Here is a 17,284-nt window from a genome sequence, read left to right on the forward strand (position 1 = left end):
CACCGACGCTGGAACAACGTCACGACAGCAGCCGTCACTTGACGGCCAACTACAGCTGCCGTGTCGGAACTCGCACGAATCGCCCGGTTATGTGCAGGTCGGCCTCGATGTGGGCAGCCGTGGCCCGCAGTTCCGGCAAGATGGTCGTGACGCACTCCGCGGCGGGGCGGCGACCGCTGTGCATGGTGACGTTGATCGCCGCCATGAGGCCGCCGTCGCGGTCGCGTACCGGCACGGCGATCGAGCGAAGCCCTTCTTCCAGTTCCTCATCGACCAGGGCATAGCCGTCCTCGCGGACTCGGTCGAGAATCAGCTCGAGGTCGGTGGGCCGGGTGACGGTGCGAGCGGTCAGCGCCCCCATCCGCAGGCGCGTCAGCCGGGCAGTGCGCTCCTCGGCCGGCAGCCCCGCCAACAGCACCCGGCCCGTGGAGGTCGCATAGGCGGGCACGCGCGCGCCCACGGCGATATCAGCGTCCATGATGCGTCCCGCGGCGACCGAGGCCGCGCACTGGACATCGTCACCGGCGAGCACTGCGAGGGACGTCGATTCCTCCACCTTGCGGGTGAGGGCGGCGAGGTGGGGGTGCGCGATCCGGGTGAGTGTCGTCTTGGACAGTGGCGGGAAACCGAGGGCGAGGACGCGTGGAGTGAGCCGGAAGACCCGCCCGTGCAGCGTGACGTGACCGAGGTGTCCCAGGGTTATCAGGGCACGGCGAGCCGTGGCGCGGGACAGCCCCGTGGCTTCGGCGACCTCGGTGAGGGTCAGCTCCGCACGGCCCTCACCGAACGCGGTGAGTACGGTCAGGCCGCGGGCCAGGGATTCGATGAACTCCCCGCCCAGTTCCTGTTTGGACGCGCTCGTCCAGGTGGCGAGCCCGACGGGAGTGCTCTTGCTCGGCGGCTCCGGAGGCGGAGCGTCGGCCAACTTCCGCTCCATGACGGTCACGGCAGTACGGAGCCTGGGGAGAAGGGCGTCGCGCAGCGAGTCCGCGCTGTGCCGACTGGTATGGCTCACGACGCTCGCCACACAGGCGATCCGGCCGTCGGGGGCGCGAACCGGAACGGATGCGGCGACGAGCCCCGGCTCGATCAACTGGTCGTCCATCGCCCAGCCATGGGCGCGCGCCCGTTCCACCCGTTCTTCGAAGTCTGTCGTGGCGGTACGGTGCGATCGAGGGGGGACCGCCGGGAAGCCGAGGTCTTCGGGGTCGGCGTCCTGCCGCTTGTGCCACCGCGCCCAGTCCTCCGTGCTCCACTCGGTTGCCAGCAGCGGGCCTGGCGCGGTGCGTTCGGCGGGCAGCAGGTCGCCGATGCGGAAGCTCAACGACAGGGCGCGGCGGCGGATCGCTTGGTGGATGAAGCGGATGCCGTCACCGTCCGCCACCGCGAGGGACACCGACTCGTCGAGTTCCTCGGCGAGGGCATCGGCGTGCGCACTCAGCAGCGCGGGAAGACGCAGGGCGGCCAGGTATGCGTTCCCCAGTTCCATCAGGCGGGGGGCAAGGACGGCGTTGCTGCCGTCCATCCGCATGTACCCCATGTGAGCGAGTGTTCCGGTGACCCGGTCGATGGTGGCGCGGGCCAGGCCGGTGGCCCGTCCCAGATCGCTGAGGCCGGCCGTCCCTCCGGCATTGGTGAGCTCGCGCAGCACGGCGATACCCCGGATGAGAGGGGCCACGGCTTCCTCGGGTGGCGCGGGAGCCTCCATGGGGTCGGTAGGCGTCAGGGCTTGGGGCGATGTCATGGGCTCTCCGCGGCGACTGTCTCAGCACTGCAGTGAATGATGCCTGGTGGGGGCAGAGAGCCGACAGGTCCGGGTGGCCATGACGAGCCCACGGCAACGCCCGTCGCGCGGGGCGGTGTGTTCCGGCCAGTCGCCAAGGCCGATGCTGCTCCGTGCTGCCGTCGCGGGGGCACGGCATCAGGACCGGCTAGCCGGGGACCTTCAGCTCGGCTTCGATGTCGGCGGCGGTGGCCAGGAGCGGCGGCAGCAGATCGTGGCGTATCGAGTCCGGCGTTCGCCGGCTGACGTGGGTGGAGAGGTTGATGCCTGCCACCACCCGTCGTGCCTCGTTCCGGATGGGTACGCCGATCGATATCAGGCCCTGTTCCAGTTCCTGGTCCACCAGACACCAACCCTGTGCCCGTACGTGTTCCAGTTCGGCGGCGAGTGCCTCCCTTGAGGTGATGGTGCGGGAGGTGAGCGGCTTGAGGGAGGCGGTGTCCAGGTAGTGCCGCAGCCGGGGCTCGTCGAGGTGGGCGAGCAGGACCCGGCCGAGGGAGGTGGCATGGGCGGCGAAGCGGGTCCCGATGCTGATGGAGACCGTCATGATCCGCCGGGTGGGTACCCGGCTGACGTACACCACGTCCTCGTCGTCGAGCACCGCCACCGACGAGGACTCGTGGACCTCGGCGACCAGGTGCTCCAGGTGGGGCTGGGCGATCTGCGCCAGGGACATGCTGGACAGGTAGGCGTAGCCCAGTTCCAGGACCCGGGGCGTGAGGCGGAAGTGGCGGCCGTCGGTGGCCATGTACCCCAGGTCGGCGAAGGTGAGCAGGAAGCGCCGTGCGGTGGCACGGCTCATGCCGGTGATCCTGGCGACCTCCGAGAGGGTCATCTCGGGTGTGCCGGCGGTGAACGCACGGATGACGGCCAGCCCTCGTTCGAGGGACTGCACGAAGTACCGCCCGGGTTCGTTGTCGTCCATGCGCTATGGCCCCTGTGTCGGACGGTGTGTCAGGACTCGGACTTGTGCAGGGTGAGTTCGTCGCTGCGGTCGGCCACCGGTGTGTCCGTGTCGCCGTTGTGGTGCTTGGCGCGCTGGATCTGCTCGTAGACGTGGGCGCGCAGTTCGGCGAAGCGGGGGCTGGAGCGGGTGTGCAACTGGTCGCGCTCGTCGGGGAGATCGATCGTCAGATCCTCCAGCACCACGGTCGGTGAGGTGGACAGGATGATGGTGCGCTGGCCGAGATAGACGGCTTCGTCGATGTCGTGGGTGACGAACAGGACGGTGACGCCCAGTTCGCGCCACAACCGCCGGATGAGGTCCTCCAGTTCGGCGCGTGTCTGCGCGTCGACGGCGGCGAACGGCTCGTCCATGAGCAGCACCTTCGGCTCGAAGGCGACGGCGCGGGCGATGGCGACGCGCTGCTGCATTCCGCCGGACAACTGCCACGGGTAGGCCTGGTGGGCGTCGGCGAGCCCGACCACCTCCAGCGCGTGGTCGACCAGTTCCTTCTCGCGGGCCTTGCCGAGCTTCTTGCGGCGCAGGGGCAGGGCGACGTTGTCGCGTACGTTCATCCAGGCGAACAGGGAGCGGCCGTACTCTTGGAAGACGACCGCCATGCCGGGCGGGGGCCCGTCCACCGGGCGGCCGTCCAGGCTCACTTCGCCGCCGGTCGGGGTCAGCAGTCCCGCCATGCACTTCAGCAGCGTGGTCTTGCCGCACCCGGACGGGCCGACCAGGCATACGAGTTCGCCGGCGCCGATATGGAATGTGAGATTCCGCAGTGCTTCGACGCTGCGGTTACGTCCGGTGTAGATCTTCTGCAGGTTGCGTACGTCGAGCATCGACGTCTCCTTGTCAGGGGTTGCGCTGGGCCCGGCGCAGGCCGTGATACCAGGCCAGGACCCGGTTCTCGGCGACGCGGAAGAGCAGGGAGAGGGCGAATCCGAGCAGGCCGAGCAGCAGCACGCCGCTCCACATCTCGGGGATGGCGAAGGACCGCTGGAACTGCACGATGGTGAAGCCGAGCCCGTTGCTGGCCGCGAACATCTCGCTGATGACCATGAGGATGATGGCAATGGAGAGGGCCTGGCGCATGCCGGTGACCATCTGAGGGCTGGCCGAGCGCAGTACCAGGTGCCACAGCCGGGAGGGGCCGGTGATGCCGTAGGAGCGGCAGGTGTCGCTGAGTACTTCGTCGACGGCTCGGACGCCTTCGACGGTGTTGAGCAGGATCGGCCACATGCAGCCGCTGACGATGACGATGACCTTCATGGTGTCGCCGATGCCCGCGAACAGCATGATGACGGGTACGAGCACCGGGGGCGGGATGGCCCGGAAGAGTTCCAGGACCGGCTCCAGTACGTCGCGCACGCCACGGTGCATGCCGACCACCAGGCCGAGTCCGACACCGACGGCGACGGCGAGGAGATAGCCGGTGAGCAGGCGGACCAGGCTGGGTACGACGTCCGAGAGCAGTCGTTCGCCCGTCCACACCTCCCCGAACTTGCCCAGGATGGTGGACAGCGGGGGAACGTAGAAGTCGGTGCTGCCCGCGGTGGCGAACCACCACACGGCGAACAGGACCGCGGGCAGGCCCAGGACCAGCCCGGTCCGCCGGGCGAGTGTGAGGACGGTCATCGCTGTCCCTCCCTGCGCATCGATTGGTGCCAGTGCAGTGCCCGCCGCTCGACCGCCCGCGCCACCAGGTTGACCGCGACCCCCAGGAGTCCGGTGACCAGGACCAGGGCGTAGACCCGCGGTACGGCGCCGGAGGTCTGCGCGACCGCGAGCTGGTTGCCCAGGCCGGGCGAACCGATGACGAGTTCGGCGGTGATCGTCAGGACGAGTGCCACGGTCGCGGCCAGCCGCACGCCGGTCATCACGTACGGCAGTGCGGTGGGCCACAGGACGTACCGAACCCGTCCCCAACTGCCCATCCGGTAGCTGCGGGCGGTGTCCTCGGCCACCGGGTCGACGTCCTGCATGCCCGCCAGGACCTGGACGAGCACCTGCCAGAAGGAGGCGTACACGACCAGCAGCAGCTTCGACTCCAGGTCGGTGCCGTAGAGCAGCACCGCCACCGGGATGAGCGCCACCGACGGGATGGGGCGCAGGAACTCGATGGTGGAGGCGGTCACGGCCCGCAGTACCGGCACCGATCCGATCACCAACCCGGCCACCACCCCGGCCACCACCGCGATGGCCAGACCCAGGCCCCAACCGGTGAGGGTGTCACCGAGCGCGGTCCAGAACGCGTCTTCGCCGAGCATCTGCCACAGGGCCCGGCCTATGTCGGAGGCGGGCGGGAGGTAGTCGGCGGAGACGACACCGGTGTGCGGCAGCACCTCGAGCAAGACCACCAGCCCGGCCAGGCCTGCCAGTCCGCGCAACGGGGTGCGCGCTCTGGCCAGAGTGCGCCGCACGCGGCCACCGCCCACCCCGCCCGGCCCGCCGGGACCTGTCGCGGTCCCGGCGGGCTTCGTCAGTACAGGAGTGCTCCCGGACGCGCTCATGAGAACAGGGCATCCAAGTCGGGCTTCTTACCGCCGAAGATGCCGTCCTGCTCGCCGAGCGAGGCCAGCTTCTCCAGGGAGGCCATGTCGTACTCGGCCGGCCAGGTCGGCAGCGTCAGCTTCTTCAGCACCTCGCCGTCGATCTTGGTGTAGGTCGTGACGATCTGACGTGCCTCGTCCGGGTGCTCGGAGGCGTATTTCAGCGACTCGGTCACGGCCTCGGTGAACTTCTTCACCAGGTCGGGGTTCTCCTGGGTCAGCTTGGTGGAGGCGAAGTACGTCGCGATGGTGAGGTTCGGGTCGGTCTCGGCGAACGGCGACGCCACGACGCGGGCGCCCTGGCCCTTGGCGATGGTCAGCGCGGGCTCGCCCACCCAGGCGGCGTCCACCTGCCCGCCGTCCAGCGCGGCCGGCATCTGGTCGAACGGCATCTCGACGAACTTGACCTTCGAGGGGTCGCCGCCGTCCTTGCGCACCACCTCACGGACCGTGGTGTCCCCGATGTTCTGCAGGGTGTTGACCGCCACCGTCTTGCCGGCGAGGTCCTTGGCCGACTTGACCGGGCTGTCCTTCTTGACGGCCACTCCGCTGATGTCCTTTCCGGTGTCACCGGTGGAGGCGGTCCCGTTGACCACTGACTTGATCGGCACACCCTTGGTCTGGGCGATCATCAACGACGTGACGTTGCTGAACCCGAACTGGAACTCGCCGCTCACCACGCCGGGGATGATCGCGGCGCCGCCCTGGGCGGTCACCATCTTCAGCTCGATGCCGCGGCTGCTGAAGAACCCCTTCTTCTGCCCCAGATACAGGGGTGCCACATCGACGATCGGGATGATCCCTACTTTGACCTGGGTGGTCTTGTCCCCGGCCGAGGAGGACGAACCACCGGCCCCGGAAGAAGATCCGCATCCGGCCGCGGCTGCGACCGTCACTACCGCTATGGCAAGCCCGAGAACGCACCTTTGCATGGGGGCCTCCTGAACAGGAACGAGTGTGTGCGCATTGCGAACATTCGTCCGTGTGCCGAACAAATGCAAGCGGAGATTATGTCCCTGTCCGAATCGCGTCAATAGGTCGCACCGAGGCTCCTCCCGCAACCGCGCCCTGCCGCCTTCTCCAGATCCAGACATGTTCCGACGGGTGCACCCCGGCAGCAGCAAGCCTGAGGCGCGGACGTGTTCAGCGCGCCGCGGTCGACCACCTTGGTCACCCGCTCGTGGGGATCCTCGCCCCGGTAGGCCGGGTTTGTCGGCGTGGTTCGTGCCCGCGCCGAGGACGATCGTCACGGCGTCGGAGTTGTCGACCGGCACCTTGGTCCGTGCCCCCGGCCGAGCCGCCATCGGCGGTCACGTAGAGCCTGGGACTCGAAGCGCATCTGGTTGTCGTTCAGGTTGCCCGGGACCGTCAGCCATGCCCCCTCACGGGTCAGGCGCTGCGCACCGCACACATCGCCGACTGCCAGGGGCTCTTCGACCGGTTTTCCCTGGACCTCGGCCAGCGCCTCCCTGACGCCACACGCTCGTCTCCCGCGCCGACAAGGTGATCGTTCACGAAGCGTCCCCGCTCCCGGCCGGACGATCGGCACCACGCTGAGCGTCGGCACCGCCCTCGACGGCCTGCCTTCGAGTGTGGGCTTCAGGACCAGGGCCACCGTCGCGAGAGGCTCCTGCCACCTCGATCTGCGCGGCGCCTACGCCTGCGGGCAGGGCGCGTACAGCTACGAGGGCGTCACCCGCGCCGTCGCCACCGGCACGGGTGACGCCGTGACCGCCGGCGGCTCCACCATCGTGGTGGCGAGAGCCACCACGATGATCCTGCTGACCGAGCCGGCCCGCTACGCGGCGTCCACCGGCTGGGGACCGGCGGCTCATCGGCCTGCGACCGGCCGTGTGCACAACGAGTGCCGGGGCCATGGTTGTTGCCCGTCCTCGACCGGTGTCGAAGAACCGCGGTCGGCCAGGCGGTGACCTGGCCGACCGCGAGCCTGATGGTGGGGAGCGGAGACCGCTACGCCGTCGTCAAGGGCAACGCGGCGAAGGTGTGCCGCTCCCAGAGGCGGCGGGAGGCCTCCTCCGGGTAGGCGGCGACCGTCGGTTCCGAGTCAAGGACCTGGACGAGGCACTGCTCGCTGTCGTACGCCGCCCACCCCGGGTCGCCCGTGGCCGCGAAAGCCGTCCACGCGGAGCGGAAGCGGGCGGAGAGCGCCTCGGTCTCGGGTGAGGGCGCCGGTCCGGTCAGCATGCCGCCGAGCCCGCCGTACACACCGAAAGTCAGCGGTACATCCAGGCCATGGCAGGCACCGAGAGCTCCGCCGTTCGCCGGAGCGGACCAGGTGAGGTCGTACATGTGCGCCCGGCCGCCACCGGCCACCTGGGCCTCCACCAAGTGCAGCGATGGCATACGGAACAGCCAGTCGGACTGGACAAGTTCGAACAGGTACTCCGCCGAGGCGTCCGGGAACGCGGCGCGGTAGGCGTGCTCGGCGTCCGGCGTCGGCCCGAACAGGCCCAGCGCCATCGAAGCCAGCCCCTCGTCCACCCGCCCGAGCATCCCGCCCAGCATGAGGAAGAGACGGTACTCGTCCCGGTTGTGCCCGGCGATCAGCTCCACGTCGCGTGCGGCACCGCCCGCCAGGGCCTCCCACGGCGTGGTGGGCAGAACGTCGCCGTCGACGACGGGCGAGAACGGGGTCGGGGTGAGGGCGACCGGACCCCAGCGGTGCACGTACTCGCGCATCCGGCCACTCAGCGCGGCACCCGCCTGGGGCAGCTTGCGCGGGTCGACACCGGACAGGTCGGCCACCGTCGGGCGCAGGCCGAGCTCACCGGCCAAGGTCTCGGCGATGTCCGCGGCCAGCGCCTCCGAGAAGAAGGTACCCGGCACGCTCTGCGCGATGGCCCGCCGGAACAGTCCCCGCGCCCGGGGCATGGCCATCAGCGCGGCGATGGACCCGGCGCCGGCCGATTCACCGAAGACGGTGACCCGGTCGGGGTCGCCGCCGAAAGAGGTGATGTTCTCGCGCACCCACTCCAGAGCCGCGACCTGGTCGAGCAGAGCCCGGTTCGCGGGAGCGCCCTCGATCGAGGCGAACCCCTCGATGCCGACTCGGTAGTTGAGAGTGACCACGATCAGGTCGCCGTCCCGCGCCAGGCGGCTGCTGTCGTAGGCGGGGTCGTCGGCGGAGCCGAACTTGTAGGCGCCCCCGTAGATCCACACCATCACCGGTCGGCGCGCCGCTGGGTCGGCGTCCGGCGTCCAGATGTTGACCGTCAGCCAGTCGTCACCTGCCGGAGGGGGTCCGGCGGGAGTCGCCTCGGGCCCGAACGGCTCCTGCGGGGGAGGCGGACCGAACGTGAAGGCCTCCCGTGCCCCGTCCCAACGGTCCGCCGGTCGCGGCGCCGCGAAGCGTGCCTCGCCCACCGGTGGCTGCGCGTACGGGATGCCGCGAAAGACTGCCAGGCCGCCCTCACGGCGGCCGCGGACCGCACCGGCCGCCGTCATGGCCTCGGGAAACTCGCTTTTGATCATGGATGACTCCTCACAGAGCGCCGCGTGGCAGCCGGTACGGGCAAGGGTCGGGATCGGGAATCGCCTCGCGCAACACCATTGACACTCGCCCACCGCGACCTGAAACTCATGCCAGCCAAAAGTGAACCACACTTCACCAGGCGAACGATTGCGGGCTCACGATCTCCCTCGTGTCGCTCGCCCGGCGGATCAGCCGGAAGGACATCACGACCCCGGCACCCGTCACGGCCACTGTCGGCGCGGGCGCATCGGACAGCCGGCGTTCGGTCTCCCGGTCTCGTTCGTTCCATCGCTTCATTCGGCTTCAGCTCACACGAACCCCTCGAAGAGGAGTCGGCACGATGCAGCTACGCACAGGGATACACCTGAGTCAGTTGCGCTCGGGGCGCATCCCTCGGGCACTGGCGGCGGCCGCCGCAGCCGTGGTTCTCATCACGGCTGCGGGGGCCGCAGCCCCCGCCCGGGCGCAGAACGATGTGGAAGTCACCAAGGACCTCGCCTACGCACCCGCCCAACCGCCCGGCACTCAAGGCCACTTGCTGGACCTCTATGTCCCCAGGTCCACGCGGCCGGTCCCGCTGGTGATCTTCTCCAGCGGCTCGGGTTGGCTGGCGGACAGCGGACGCCGCGGCGCCGACAGGGTGGCCGCACAGCTCAACCCGCGGGGATTCGCCGTCGCGGGCGTGGCGATCCGCTCCAGCGGGCAGGCACAGTTCCCGGCGCAGCTGTACGACATCAAGGGCGCCATCCGCTGGCTGCGCGCGAACGCCAAAACGTACAACCTGGACCCGCACCGCGTCGCGATCATGGGCGACTCGTCGGGCGGCTGGACGACCGCGATGGCCGCGGTCACCGGCGACCGTCCGGAGCTGGAGGGCGACGTCGGCCCGCGCGGGCCGTCCAGCGCTGTCCAGGCGGCCGTGCCGTTCTACCCGCCGACCGACTTCCTGCAGATGGACGCGCACATGCCGGACGACTGCAGGGTGTTCAACTCGGCGTTCGGGCTGACGGACTGCCACTCCGACGCCCGCTCACCCGAGTCGCTCCTGCTCGGCTGCACCATCACGGCCTGCCCTGGCAAGGTCGTCGCGGCGAACCCGCTCACCTACATCGGCGAGCGGCACACCCCGCCGTTCCTGATCTTCCACGGCGAGCAGGACCCCTTTGTGCCGTACCACCAGAGCCGCCTGCTCTACGACGCCCTCGCGTCCGCGGGTGAGGAGGCACGTCTGATCTCCTTCCCACGAGCCGGGCACGGGCCGCTGGAGGACATGCTCACCGACGACGAGACCCGCCAGGGTGCCTACGAGGAGACCACACGCAATGGGCACAGCACGCCGGCCCGCCCCGTGACTCCGACGTGGCCGACCGTCGTCTCCTTCCTGGAACAGCGGTTGCGCCCTGTGTCCCGCTGAGGCGCGTGTCCTCGCCGCCCAACGGTTCTACCGTCGTTGGGCGGCGAAGCGTACGAAGGCTTTGGCGGCGCCGTATCCGCGGTAACCGCCGGTCCGTTGGACGATCTCGAAGAAGACGTACCCGACCGTATCCGTGTAGCAGCGGCGGAACTCCCCGCCCTGCTCGTCGCGGTCGCGGAGAATGCCAAGTTCGTGATACGTCTCCAGCTCCCCGTCGGGGAATTCGTACGGTGCCGCCAGGTCGTCGCAGTAATTCGCCGGAATCCTGAGGAGTTCGGCGCCCGCCGCACGGACGTGCCGCACCGCCTCGACGATGTCCTCGACGGCGAACGCCGCATGTCGGGGCCGGATCTCGCGGGCCACCGCGTTCTGATTCGTCGTCACAAACAATCACGATGCAGGTGGCCGTACCCATGCCCACAAGTACCCCACCCCGCCACACTGACCAGCGACGATGCCCTACGCCTCACGAACTACAGCTGCCGTGACTTTCACCGACGAAACGTAAGCATTCAGAAGGTCGGCCGTGCGTCCGTCTCCTGACGATGTGACAGGTGCGGGGTGGGTGCGGCGGGATCCGTGGTCATGTCGTCCGCTCTGGAGTCTGCGTCGCGTGAGGATCTCCTCACACTGATCGGACTGCTCCAGCGGCAGGGTTGCGGCCGCAGGGGCGCGGGTCGAAGCGGCAGAGGCCCAGGCGGCCGAACTCGCGGTGGCCAACGAGCGGTTGACGGCGCGGGTGGCGGAGTTGGAGCGGCGTCTTGGCCGGAACTCGGACAACTCCTCGGTGCCGCCCTCCTCGGACGTCTTCGGGCGGCCGGCGAAGAAGCCGCAGCCCAGGAGCGGACGTAGGCGAGGCCGTCAGCCCGGCACCGGCGGGGCGGGTCTGGCCATGGCCGAGAAGCCCGATGCCACCGAAGACCATGTCCCGGCGGCCTGTACCGGCTGCGGAAGCACGCTGGATCAGGGCGAGCGTGCCGTGCTCGACGCCGAATGGCTGCTCGGTACCCGCGCCACCGCCCTCGATCCAGCCTCAGGGGCGCTCACCCTCGCCGACGGGCGAAGCCTGCACACGGACGGTGGTCATCGCCACGGGAGCCCGCGCTCGCACACTCCCCGGAATGCCGCGGCTGCGCGGCGTGCACACCCTCCGCACGCTCGACGACGCACGCCGATTGCGCGAGGACCTGTCCCGGCCCGGCCGGGTCGTCGTGGTGGGAGGCGCGTTCATCGGCGCGGAGGTCTCCTCCTCAGCGCGTGCCCTCGGACACGAGGTGACCATCGTCGAGTCCGAACAGAAGCCGCTGCTACGTCAGTTGGGACCCAAAGCCGCTGGCATCCTGAGCCGCCTGCACACGGACCACGGGGTCGCTCTGGTGACCGGCGTGGGTGTCACGGGCCTCGTCGGCGAGGACGGGGACGGCCGCCGGGCTGGCGGTTACAGCCTGGAAGCAGGAAGCCACGGAGTCCCGTCCGAGGACTGCGCCGGGTAGCGGCACAGTCCTCGGACGGGAAGGCCGGGATCCTTGGGCTTCAGCCCGAGGATCAAGTCGACGCGGTGCGGTTAGGCGGCGCGGGTGAACTGCCACCAGTTCATGTTGAACAGGTAGCCGCTGCCGCCGGTGAACCGCAGGTAGAGGTCCTGGGTTCCCGTCGCGCCGCTCACTGGGCAGGTCACCGTGGTCCAGGTCTGCCAGCCGCCGGTGTTCGGCACAGTGCACCGGCCCACGACCGTCCCGCTCGGACTGCCCAGGCGCAGCTCGACGGTGCCGCCGCCGGTGGCGGAGGCCACGCGCGCGGTGTAGGAGGACGCGCCCGGCCCGAAGGCCGCGCCCTTGACCTTGATGTAGTCGCCGTTTTCGATCCAGCCGACGTTCATTCCGCCGTCACTGGTCCATTCGGTCTCGATCCCGGAACCCCAGGCGATCGTCTCGGCCTCCTGGCGTACGTACGGGTCGAGCGCACCGACCTGGGGTGCGCCGGTGTCCGTCATGTTGATCGTCGGGATCGTTCCGTCAGCGTTGTAGGAGAACTTCTCCACTGCGACCGAGCGGGTGAAGTTGCCGCCGCCCGAGAGGGCGCCGTTTTGGTAGAAGAAATACGAGTTGCCCTGAAAGTCCACGATGCCCGCGTGGTTGGTGAAGCTGTTGCCCTGGGTGGGCATGACTGTTCCACGGTAGGTCCACGGCCCGGTCGGGCTGGGTGCCGTGGAGTAGGCGATGAACTCCGCGCAGCACCTGGCCGCGAACACCATGTAGTACAGGCCGTTGCGCTTGTAGACCCAGGGTGCTTCTTCGTACAGCGTGGGGCGGTCGGGGTTGTCGGTGCGGGTTCCGAAGCCCGCGGTGGTGAGCGGGATTTGGGCGGGGCTGCCTGCGTAGGAGGTCATGTCCGCGTTCAGCTTGACGTACCACAGGTTCGGGTTGCCCCAGTACAGGTAGGCCTGGCCGTCGTCGTCGATGAAGACGGTCGGGTCGATCTCGGTGTTCTCCATCAGCGGGTGGCCGAGGGCGTCCCGGAACGGGCCGGTGGGGCTGTCCGACACAGCCACGCCGATGGCCATCCGGCCGGTCGCCCGGGCCGTCACCGGCACATACCAGTAGAACTTGCCACCCCGTTCGACGGCCTGGCCCGCCCACGCGTCGGCGGACGCCCAGCTGAAGGTGGCCAGGCTGAGCGGTGAGCCGTGGTCGGTCCAGTTGACCATGTCGGCGGAGGACCACACCCGCCAGTCCTTCATCACGAAGGAGGTGGAGCCGTCCTCGTCGTGCCCGGTGTAGAGGTAGACCCGTCCGTTGTGCACCAGCGGGGCAGGGTCGGCGGTGTAGACGTGCTGCACGATCGGGTTGTCGGCCCTGGCCGCGGTGGGCTGCACCGCGGCGGGAACGACGGCGAACACCAGCAGGAGGCCCACCACCCAGGCGGCTGCCCGGGTGAGTCTCGTACCGGTGGCGGGTGATCTCACTGCGGTCGGGTGAGCCGTTGGCCCGTGGACGGCGGTACTGGCCATGTGTGGTCCTTCCTGGTGCTGCGGGGTCGGGGACTGAGCGGCTGGTCAGGTGCGGGGGAGGGACGTTGCTGCGCTCGGGGTGTGGTCAGCGCGAACCGTGCGATACGGACGGAGCCGCCGAGTGGTCGCCTAGTCCAGCTGGATGGTCGCGGTGGAGGTGGGTCCCTGCATCCGGTGGGTGAGGGTATTGCGGGCCCAGTACAGGTCGTTGGTGACCGTCGCGGTGCGCAGGGTCAGGCCGTCCTTCGGTTTCACGGTCGTTCCGTCGAAGGTGTCGCCGCCGGTCAGTGGGGTGACCTGGCGGGGTGGGGGCGGCAGGACGGGGTGGGGGCGGCAGGACGGGGCTGGGGTACGACGTGCCCCAGGCACGGCCTACGAGTTGGACGACGAGCCGGCCGCGCCAGGCCTGACAGGAGGACCACGGCCGCGCGGCACAGGCACGGGCGTGGTGCGGGTGACGTCACACAATGCTCCGGGAGGCGATCGAGGCTCGCCGCCGAAAGCCGGGTGCACCCTTCCAAGTCCGGCACTTGGCGTGTGGGGGAGAGCCTTACTGGTACGGATGATGCGGGTGCCGTCATGCCCGGTATGTGCACCATGTGCAAGCCGCTTCGCCGAGCGTGTTCGATACTACGAACGTGAACCGATCCTTCGGACGGCATGGATCCTAGGAGTTGAGAGCGGACAGCACAAGATCCTAGATCGACCCATTCATGCCGAAGATCGAAGGAGTGGGTCGACCGGCCGCAGCGCACGGTGCGAGACCTTTTCGGGAGCGGCGGCAACAAGTACTGCAACGGCGCCTGTCCAAGCCCGCGCGCCCGCACCGGTACCTGATCCTCAGCCAAAGACCCGTACAAGGACGGAACTTGAGGCGGCCTGGTTTCAGTCTGTGAATGTTCCGGCTTGCGAATTTTGCAAGAGGGTATTGACGCTGATCACTGGAACCCTACTATCCAGTTGCTCGACACTTCGACCTACGTTCGCTATGCCGAACACTTCAGGGCCGCACCACACCGCCTCCGGACGGGCCGAACCGGAGCCGCTTGCTCAAGGATGACGAGGTCCTTAATGCACAGACGTAGCTTCAGCTCAGACACTCGTCCGCGGTGCTCGCCGCCGTGGTCGCGGCCCTGGCCGCGTTGGCGGCGCTGCTCGTCGCCGGCCCCCCCATGCCCACGCCCGCGCCTGTGCCGCGCGGCCGTGGTCCTCCTATTGGGCCTGGCGCGGCCGGCCCGTCGTCCAACTCGTAGGCCGTGCCTGGGGCACGTCGTACCCCAGCCCCGCCCTGCCGCCCCCCCACCCCGCCAGGTCACCCCACTGACCGGCGTCGACACCTTCGACGGAACGACCGTGAAACCGAAGTGGGAAGGGAACCACAATCCGGGCCACGACAAGTGGTCCGTCAACAACGGCCTGACCCTGCGCACCGCGACGGCCACCAACCACCTGTACTGGGCCCGCAATACCCTCACCCACCGAATTCAGGGACCCAACTCCACCGCGACCATCCAGCTGGACGACGCGACGATCCCCGACGGACAACAACTGGAACACCACCGGCACCGGCACCGAAGTCGCTTGGGATGACGCACTTCATCGGGAAGGGAGCGACCGGCCAGCAGATGTACTTCCCGTAGAGCGCGGGCGGTCTGAACTGACCGATCGCGGTGGGTACTACGCGCGGGGTGCGTGACCCCGCACTCGTGCTCTCACCCGACGGCAGCAAGTACTGCGCCTTCCAGCTGAAGCTTGAAACGATCACCAACGTCACAGAGCGCAGCGACGTCACCTTCCGCCTGTGGAGCTGACCTGACGGACCCCGCGGCGCCCTCCCGCTCCTTCGTGCAGGGAGGGAGGGCGCCGGTGTCGCACGCCTGTGAGAACCACGCATCGAGAGGAAAGACCTTGCTGGCAAGACTGATCAGGAGATCGGCGTTCCTCATTGCTCTGGTGGCGCTGGCCACGGGAGTGGCCGTACCCGCGCAGACAGCCGCGGCGGCGGACGCCGACTCCGCTTATGTGATGGGCTATTTCAAGGAGTCGGCTGAGTACCAGGACAACATCAACGCCCTGCACCTCGCGGTCAGTGACGACGGCCGGGAGTGGACGCCGCTCAACGACAACAACGCGATCCTCACTCCCACCGCGGGCACCAAGGGCATCCGCGACCCGTTCCTGTACCGGCTGCCCGACGGCAGCTGGGTCGTGCTCGCGACCGACATCGCCGTGGGCAGCAGCTTCACCAAGGCCAACCCGAACATCCACGTCTGGACCTCGCCGGACCTGGTGAACTGGTCGGCGGACCGGCTGTTGAAGGTCAACGCCACCAACCCGGACTCCTTCAGCTGGGCCCCGGCCATCCACTGGGACCCGGTCCGAGGCGCCTACGGCATCACGTTCTCCACCATCCCGCAGGGCTTCTCGTACGAGGTGATCGCCGTCTCCTACACGACCGACTTCGTCACCGCCACCGACCCCGTGGTATTCCACGACTCGGGCTCCGGCATCATCGACTCCCACGTGGTCACCAACGTCAACGGATCCAACTACCTCTACTACAAGAGCAACGCGACGGGCCGGCTGGCCGGCGCGCGCTCGACGTCGGTGGAACCGCGCAGCTTCACCAAGTACACCGACGGCGTCGCCGAGAACGAGTGGTGCACCGAGGCCCCTACGCTGGTGAAGTCGCTCACTTCGTCCACCTGGTCGCTGTGGGGTGACACCTACTGCCCCAACGCGAAGTTCGACCTGTGGGAGGGCGACCTGGTGTCGGGGGCGTGGACCAAGGTCGGCCGCCAGTCGTACACCGCACCGCTGAACGCCAAGCACAACACCGTCCACCCGATCACCGCCGCCGATCGCGACCGCCTCCTCGCCCGGTACGGCGGCACCAGCTGGAACCTCCTGAAGTCCTACAACTTCCCCGGCCACTACGCCCGCCACGAAAACTACGCCGGCCGTATCAGCGAAATGCCCTTCGATCCCTACCAGGACGCGCAGTGGCGGCTGCGACCCGGCCTGTCCGACCCCAACGGCGTGTCGTTCGAGTCGGTCAACTTCCCCGGCCACTACATGAAGCAGGAGAACTTCGCGATCAAGCTGGTCCGCAACGACGGCACGGCGGACTTCGCCAGTGACGCCACGTTCCACCGCGTCGCCGGCCTCGCCGACGGGAACTGGTCGTCGTTCCGCTCGGCCCGGTTCCCGACACGCTACCTGCGGCACTGGTCGTTCGCCCTGCAGCTCGACGAGATCTCGACCGCGACGGGCCGCGCCGACGCCACCTTCAACATCGTCTACTGACCCACCGGACGAACCCACCGTGCCCGACCGCCCAGCCGTCACCAGGCGGCGGGGCGAGGGCTCGTCATGAACTCACTACTGTCGGGAGGACGCATCAGCGACAGTAGTGGTCGTCCAACTCACTGACAGTCCAAGTTCGGAGTCAGCGGATACGCGGCTCCAGCCATGAGTCTCACCCCCTGTCTCCCCAGGTAGACGCGGTGATCTGTGAGGCTGTGAACGTGTGTGGGGGAGCTCGTGCCCGTTGCTTCCGAATCGCCGGTTTCTCTCCCGCACCTGGCAGCGCAGGAGTTCATGGATCTGCTGGTCGGTGCCGTCGTCCCGCCAGGCGGCGAAGTAGTAGTACGTCGCGCTCTTCGGCGGCAGGTTGTTCGGCAGCAGGGCCCACTGACAACCGGTCCGGGACTGGTAGAGGATCGCGTTCACGATCTCCCGCATCGAGTAACGGCCCTGGTGGCCGCTGACGGAACGGTGCCGGTTCTTCCAGGCCGTGAGCACCGGCTCGATCAACGCCCATTGCTCGTCGGGCAAGTCGCTCTGGTACGGCTTGCGTTCACTCACCCCACCGATCCCAGCAGGCGACCTGCACCGGACCGGCACGTTCCGGCTTCGCCCACACCATCAAGGCGACATCGGAACCACTCATAGACTCACGAACCGCCCACTCGGTCTGTGAATATTCCGGCTTGTGAATTTTGCGCGAGGTGTTGACGCTGATCACCGGATCCTTATGATCCAGTTGCTCGACACTTCGACCTTCGTTCGCTATACCGAACACTT

At 68.5% G+C, this 17,284-nt stretch carries 14 protein-coding genes and 5 pseudogenes; 7 read left to right on the forward strand and 12 right to left on the reverse strand.

Features of this window, described 5'->3' with window-relative positions:
* Positions 1-49: 49 nt before the first annotated feature.
* From BJ965_RS27485 to BJ965_RS27510, 6 genes are all read right to left on the reverse strand, one after another.
* Positions 50-1,744: an IclR family transcriptional regulator domain-containing protein gene (locus BJ965_RS27485; protein WP_184912015.1), complete on the reverse strand. Its 1,695-nt coding sequence runs from the start codon at positions 1,742-1,744 to the stop codon at positions 50-52.
* Positions 1,745-1,931: 187 nt separating this feature from the next.
* Positions 1,932-2,708, reverse strand: coding sequence for an IclR family transcriptional regulator domain-containing protein (locus BJ965_RS27490; RefSeq protein WP_184912018.1), 777 nt, complete (start codon positions 2,706-2,708; stop codon positions 1,932-1,934).
* Positions 2,709-2,737: 29 nt separating this feature from the next.
* Complete coding sequence (locus BJ965_RS27495) at positions 2,738-3,571, reverse strand: ABC transporter ATP-binding protein (RefSeq protein ID WP_184912020.1); 834 nt, start codon at positions 3,569-3,571, stop codon at positions 2,738-2,740.
* A gap of 13 nt (positions 3,572-3,584) precedes the next feature.
* Positions 3,585-4,367: an ABC transporter permease gene (locus BJ965_RS27500; protein WP_184912022.1), complete on the reverse strand. Its 783-nt coding sequence runs from the start codon at positions 4,365-4,367 to the stop codon at positions 3,585-3,587.
* On the reverse strand, positions 4,364-5,242 hold the full coding sequence (locus BJ965_RS27505) for an ABC transporter permease (RefSeq protein ID WP_246546050.1): 879 nt from the start codon (positions 5,240-5,242) through the stop codon (positions 4,364-4,366). Before BJ965_RS27505 ends, BJ965_RS27500 begins: the two co-directional genes overlap by 4 nt.
* Entirely contained in the window at positions 5,239-6,213 is a 975-nt protein-coding gene (locus BJ965_RS27510; protein ID WP_184912024.1) for an ABC transporter substrate-binding protein, read from the reverse strand. The genes BJ965_RS27505 and BJ965_RS27510 overlap by 4 nt, the downstream gene beginning before the upstream one ends.
* Before the next feature lie 660 nt (positions 6,214-6,873).
* On the opposite strand from BJ965_RS27510, the gene BJ965_RS27515 reads away from it, so the two are divergent.
* A complete protein-coding gene (locus BJ965_RS27515; RefSeq protein ID WP_184912027.1) occupies positions 6,874-7,212 on the forward strand; it encodes a hypothetical protein in 339 nt (112 codons plus the stop codon).
* Positions 7,213-7,252: 40 nt separating this feature from the next.
* On the opposite strand, the gene BJ965_RS27520 is transcribed toward BJ965_RS27515, so the two are convergent.
* Positions 7,253-8,773: a carboxylesterase/lipase family protein gene (locus BJ965_RS27520; RefSeq protein ID WP_184912029.1), complete on the reverse strand. Its 1,521-nt coding sequence runs from the start codon at positions 8,771-8,773 to the stop codon at positions 7,253-7,255.
* A gap of 341 nt (positions 8,774-9,114) precedes the next feature.
* Between BJ965_RS27520 and BJ965_RS27525 the strand changes: the two genes are divergently transcribed.
* The gene (locus tag BJ965_RS27525; RefSeq protein WP_184912031.1) at positions 9,115-10,188 is read left to right on the forward strand and encodes an alpha/beta hydrolase; all 1,074 of its coding nucleotides are present in this window, start codon (positions 9,115-9,117) and stop codon (positions 10,186-10,188) included.
* A gap of 27 nt (positions 10,189-10,215) precedes the next feature.
* On the opposite strand, the pseudogene BJ965_RS27530 reads toward BJ965_RS27525, so the two are convergent.
* A pseudogene (locus BJ965_RS27530) lies at positions 10,216-10,536 on the reverse strand (sugar phosphate isomerase/epimerase and 4-hydroxyphenylpyruvate domain-containing protein); the annotation flags it as partial.
* 364 nt (positions 10,537-10,900) lie between these two features.
* Between BJ965_RS27530 and BJ965_RS40495 the strand changes: the two are divergent.
* Positions 10,901-11,011: pseudogene (locus BJ965_RS40495) on the forward strand (DUF6444 domain-containing protein); the annotation flags it as partial.
* A 298-nt stretch (positions 11,012-11,309) separates the two neighbouring features.
* Positions 11,310-11,681: an FAD-dependent oxidoreductase gene (locus BJ965_RS27540; protein ID WP_376777946.1), complete on the forward strand. Its 372-nt coding sequence runs from the start codon at positions 11,310-11,312 to the stop codon at positions 11,679-11,681.
* A gap of 71 nt (positions 11,682-11,752) precedes the next feature.
* Here BJ965_RS27540 and BJ965_RS27545 read toward each other — a convergent pair whose 3' ends face one another.
* The gene (locus tag BJ965_RS27545) at positions 11,753-13,198 is read right to left on the reverse strand and encodes a glycoside hydrolase family 43 protein (protein ID WP_221513230.1); all 1,446 of its coding nucleotides are present in this window, start codon (positions 13,196-13,198) and stop codon (positions 11,753-11,755) included.
* A gap of 132 nt (positions 13,199-13,330) precedes the next feature.
* Positions 13,331-13,601, reverse strand: a pseudogene (locus BJ965_RS40615) (xylosidase); the annotation flags it as partial.
* A gap of 813 nt (positions 13,602-14,414) precedes the next feature.
* Between BJ965_RS40615 and BJ965_RS40505 the strand changes: the two are divergent.
* From BJ965_RS40505 to BJ965_RS27560, 3 genes and pseudogenes are all read left to right on the forward strand, one after another.
* Positions 14,415-14,746: pseudogene (locus tag BJ965_RS40505) on the forward strand (beta-xylosidase family glycoside hydrolase); the annotation flags it as partial.
* Between the two features lie 140 nt (positions 14,747-14,886).
* Positions 14,887-15,009, forward strand: a complete 123-nt coding sequence (locus BJ965_RS40210; RefSeq protein ID WP_020133559.1) for a hypothetical protein — start codon at positions 14,887-14,889, stop codon at positions 15,007-15,009.
* Between the two features lie 97 nt (positions 15,010-15,106).
* The gene (locus BJ965_RS27560; protein ID WP_221513231.1) at positions 15,107-16,504 is read left to right on the forward strand and encodes a glycoside hydrolase family 43 protein; all 1,398 of its coding nucleotides are present in this window, start codon (positions 15,107-15,109) and stop codon (positions 16,502-16,504) included.
* Positions 16,505-16,759: 255 nt separating this feature from the next.
* On the opposite strand, the pseudogene BJ965_RS27565 reads toward BJ965_RS27560, so the two are convergent.
* A pseudogene (locus tag BJ965_RS27565) lies at positions 16,760-17,065 on the reverse strand (transposase); the annotation flags it as partial.
* On the reverse strand, positions 17,058-17,225 hold the full coding sequence (locus BJ965_RS27570; protein WP_184912033.1) for a hypothetical protein: 168 nt from the start codon (positions 17,223-17,225) through the stop codon (positions 17,058-17,060). The gene BJ965_RS27570 and the pseudogene BJ965_RS27565, both read right to left, overlap by 8 nt.
* Between the last annotated feature and the right edge of the window lie 59 nt (positions 17,226-17,284).

The sequence above is a fragment of the Streptomyces luteogriseus genome (genome assembly GCF_014205055.1).
In the GTDB taxonomy this organism is placed as follows: domain Bacteria; phylum Actinomycetota; class Actinomycetes; order Streptomycetales; family Streptomycetaceae; genus Streptomyces; species Streptomyces luteogriseus.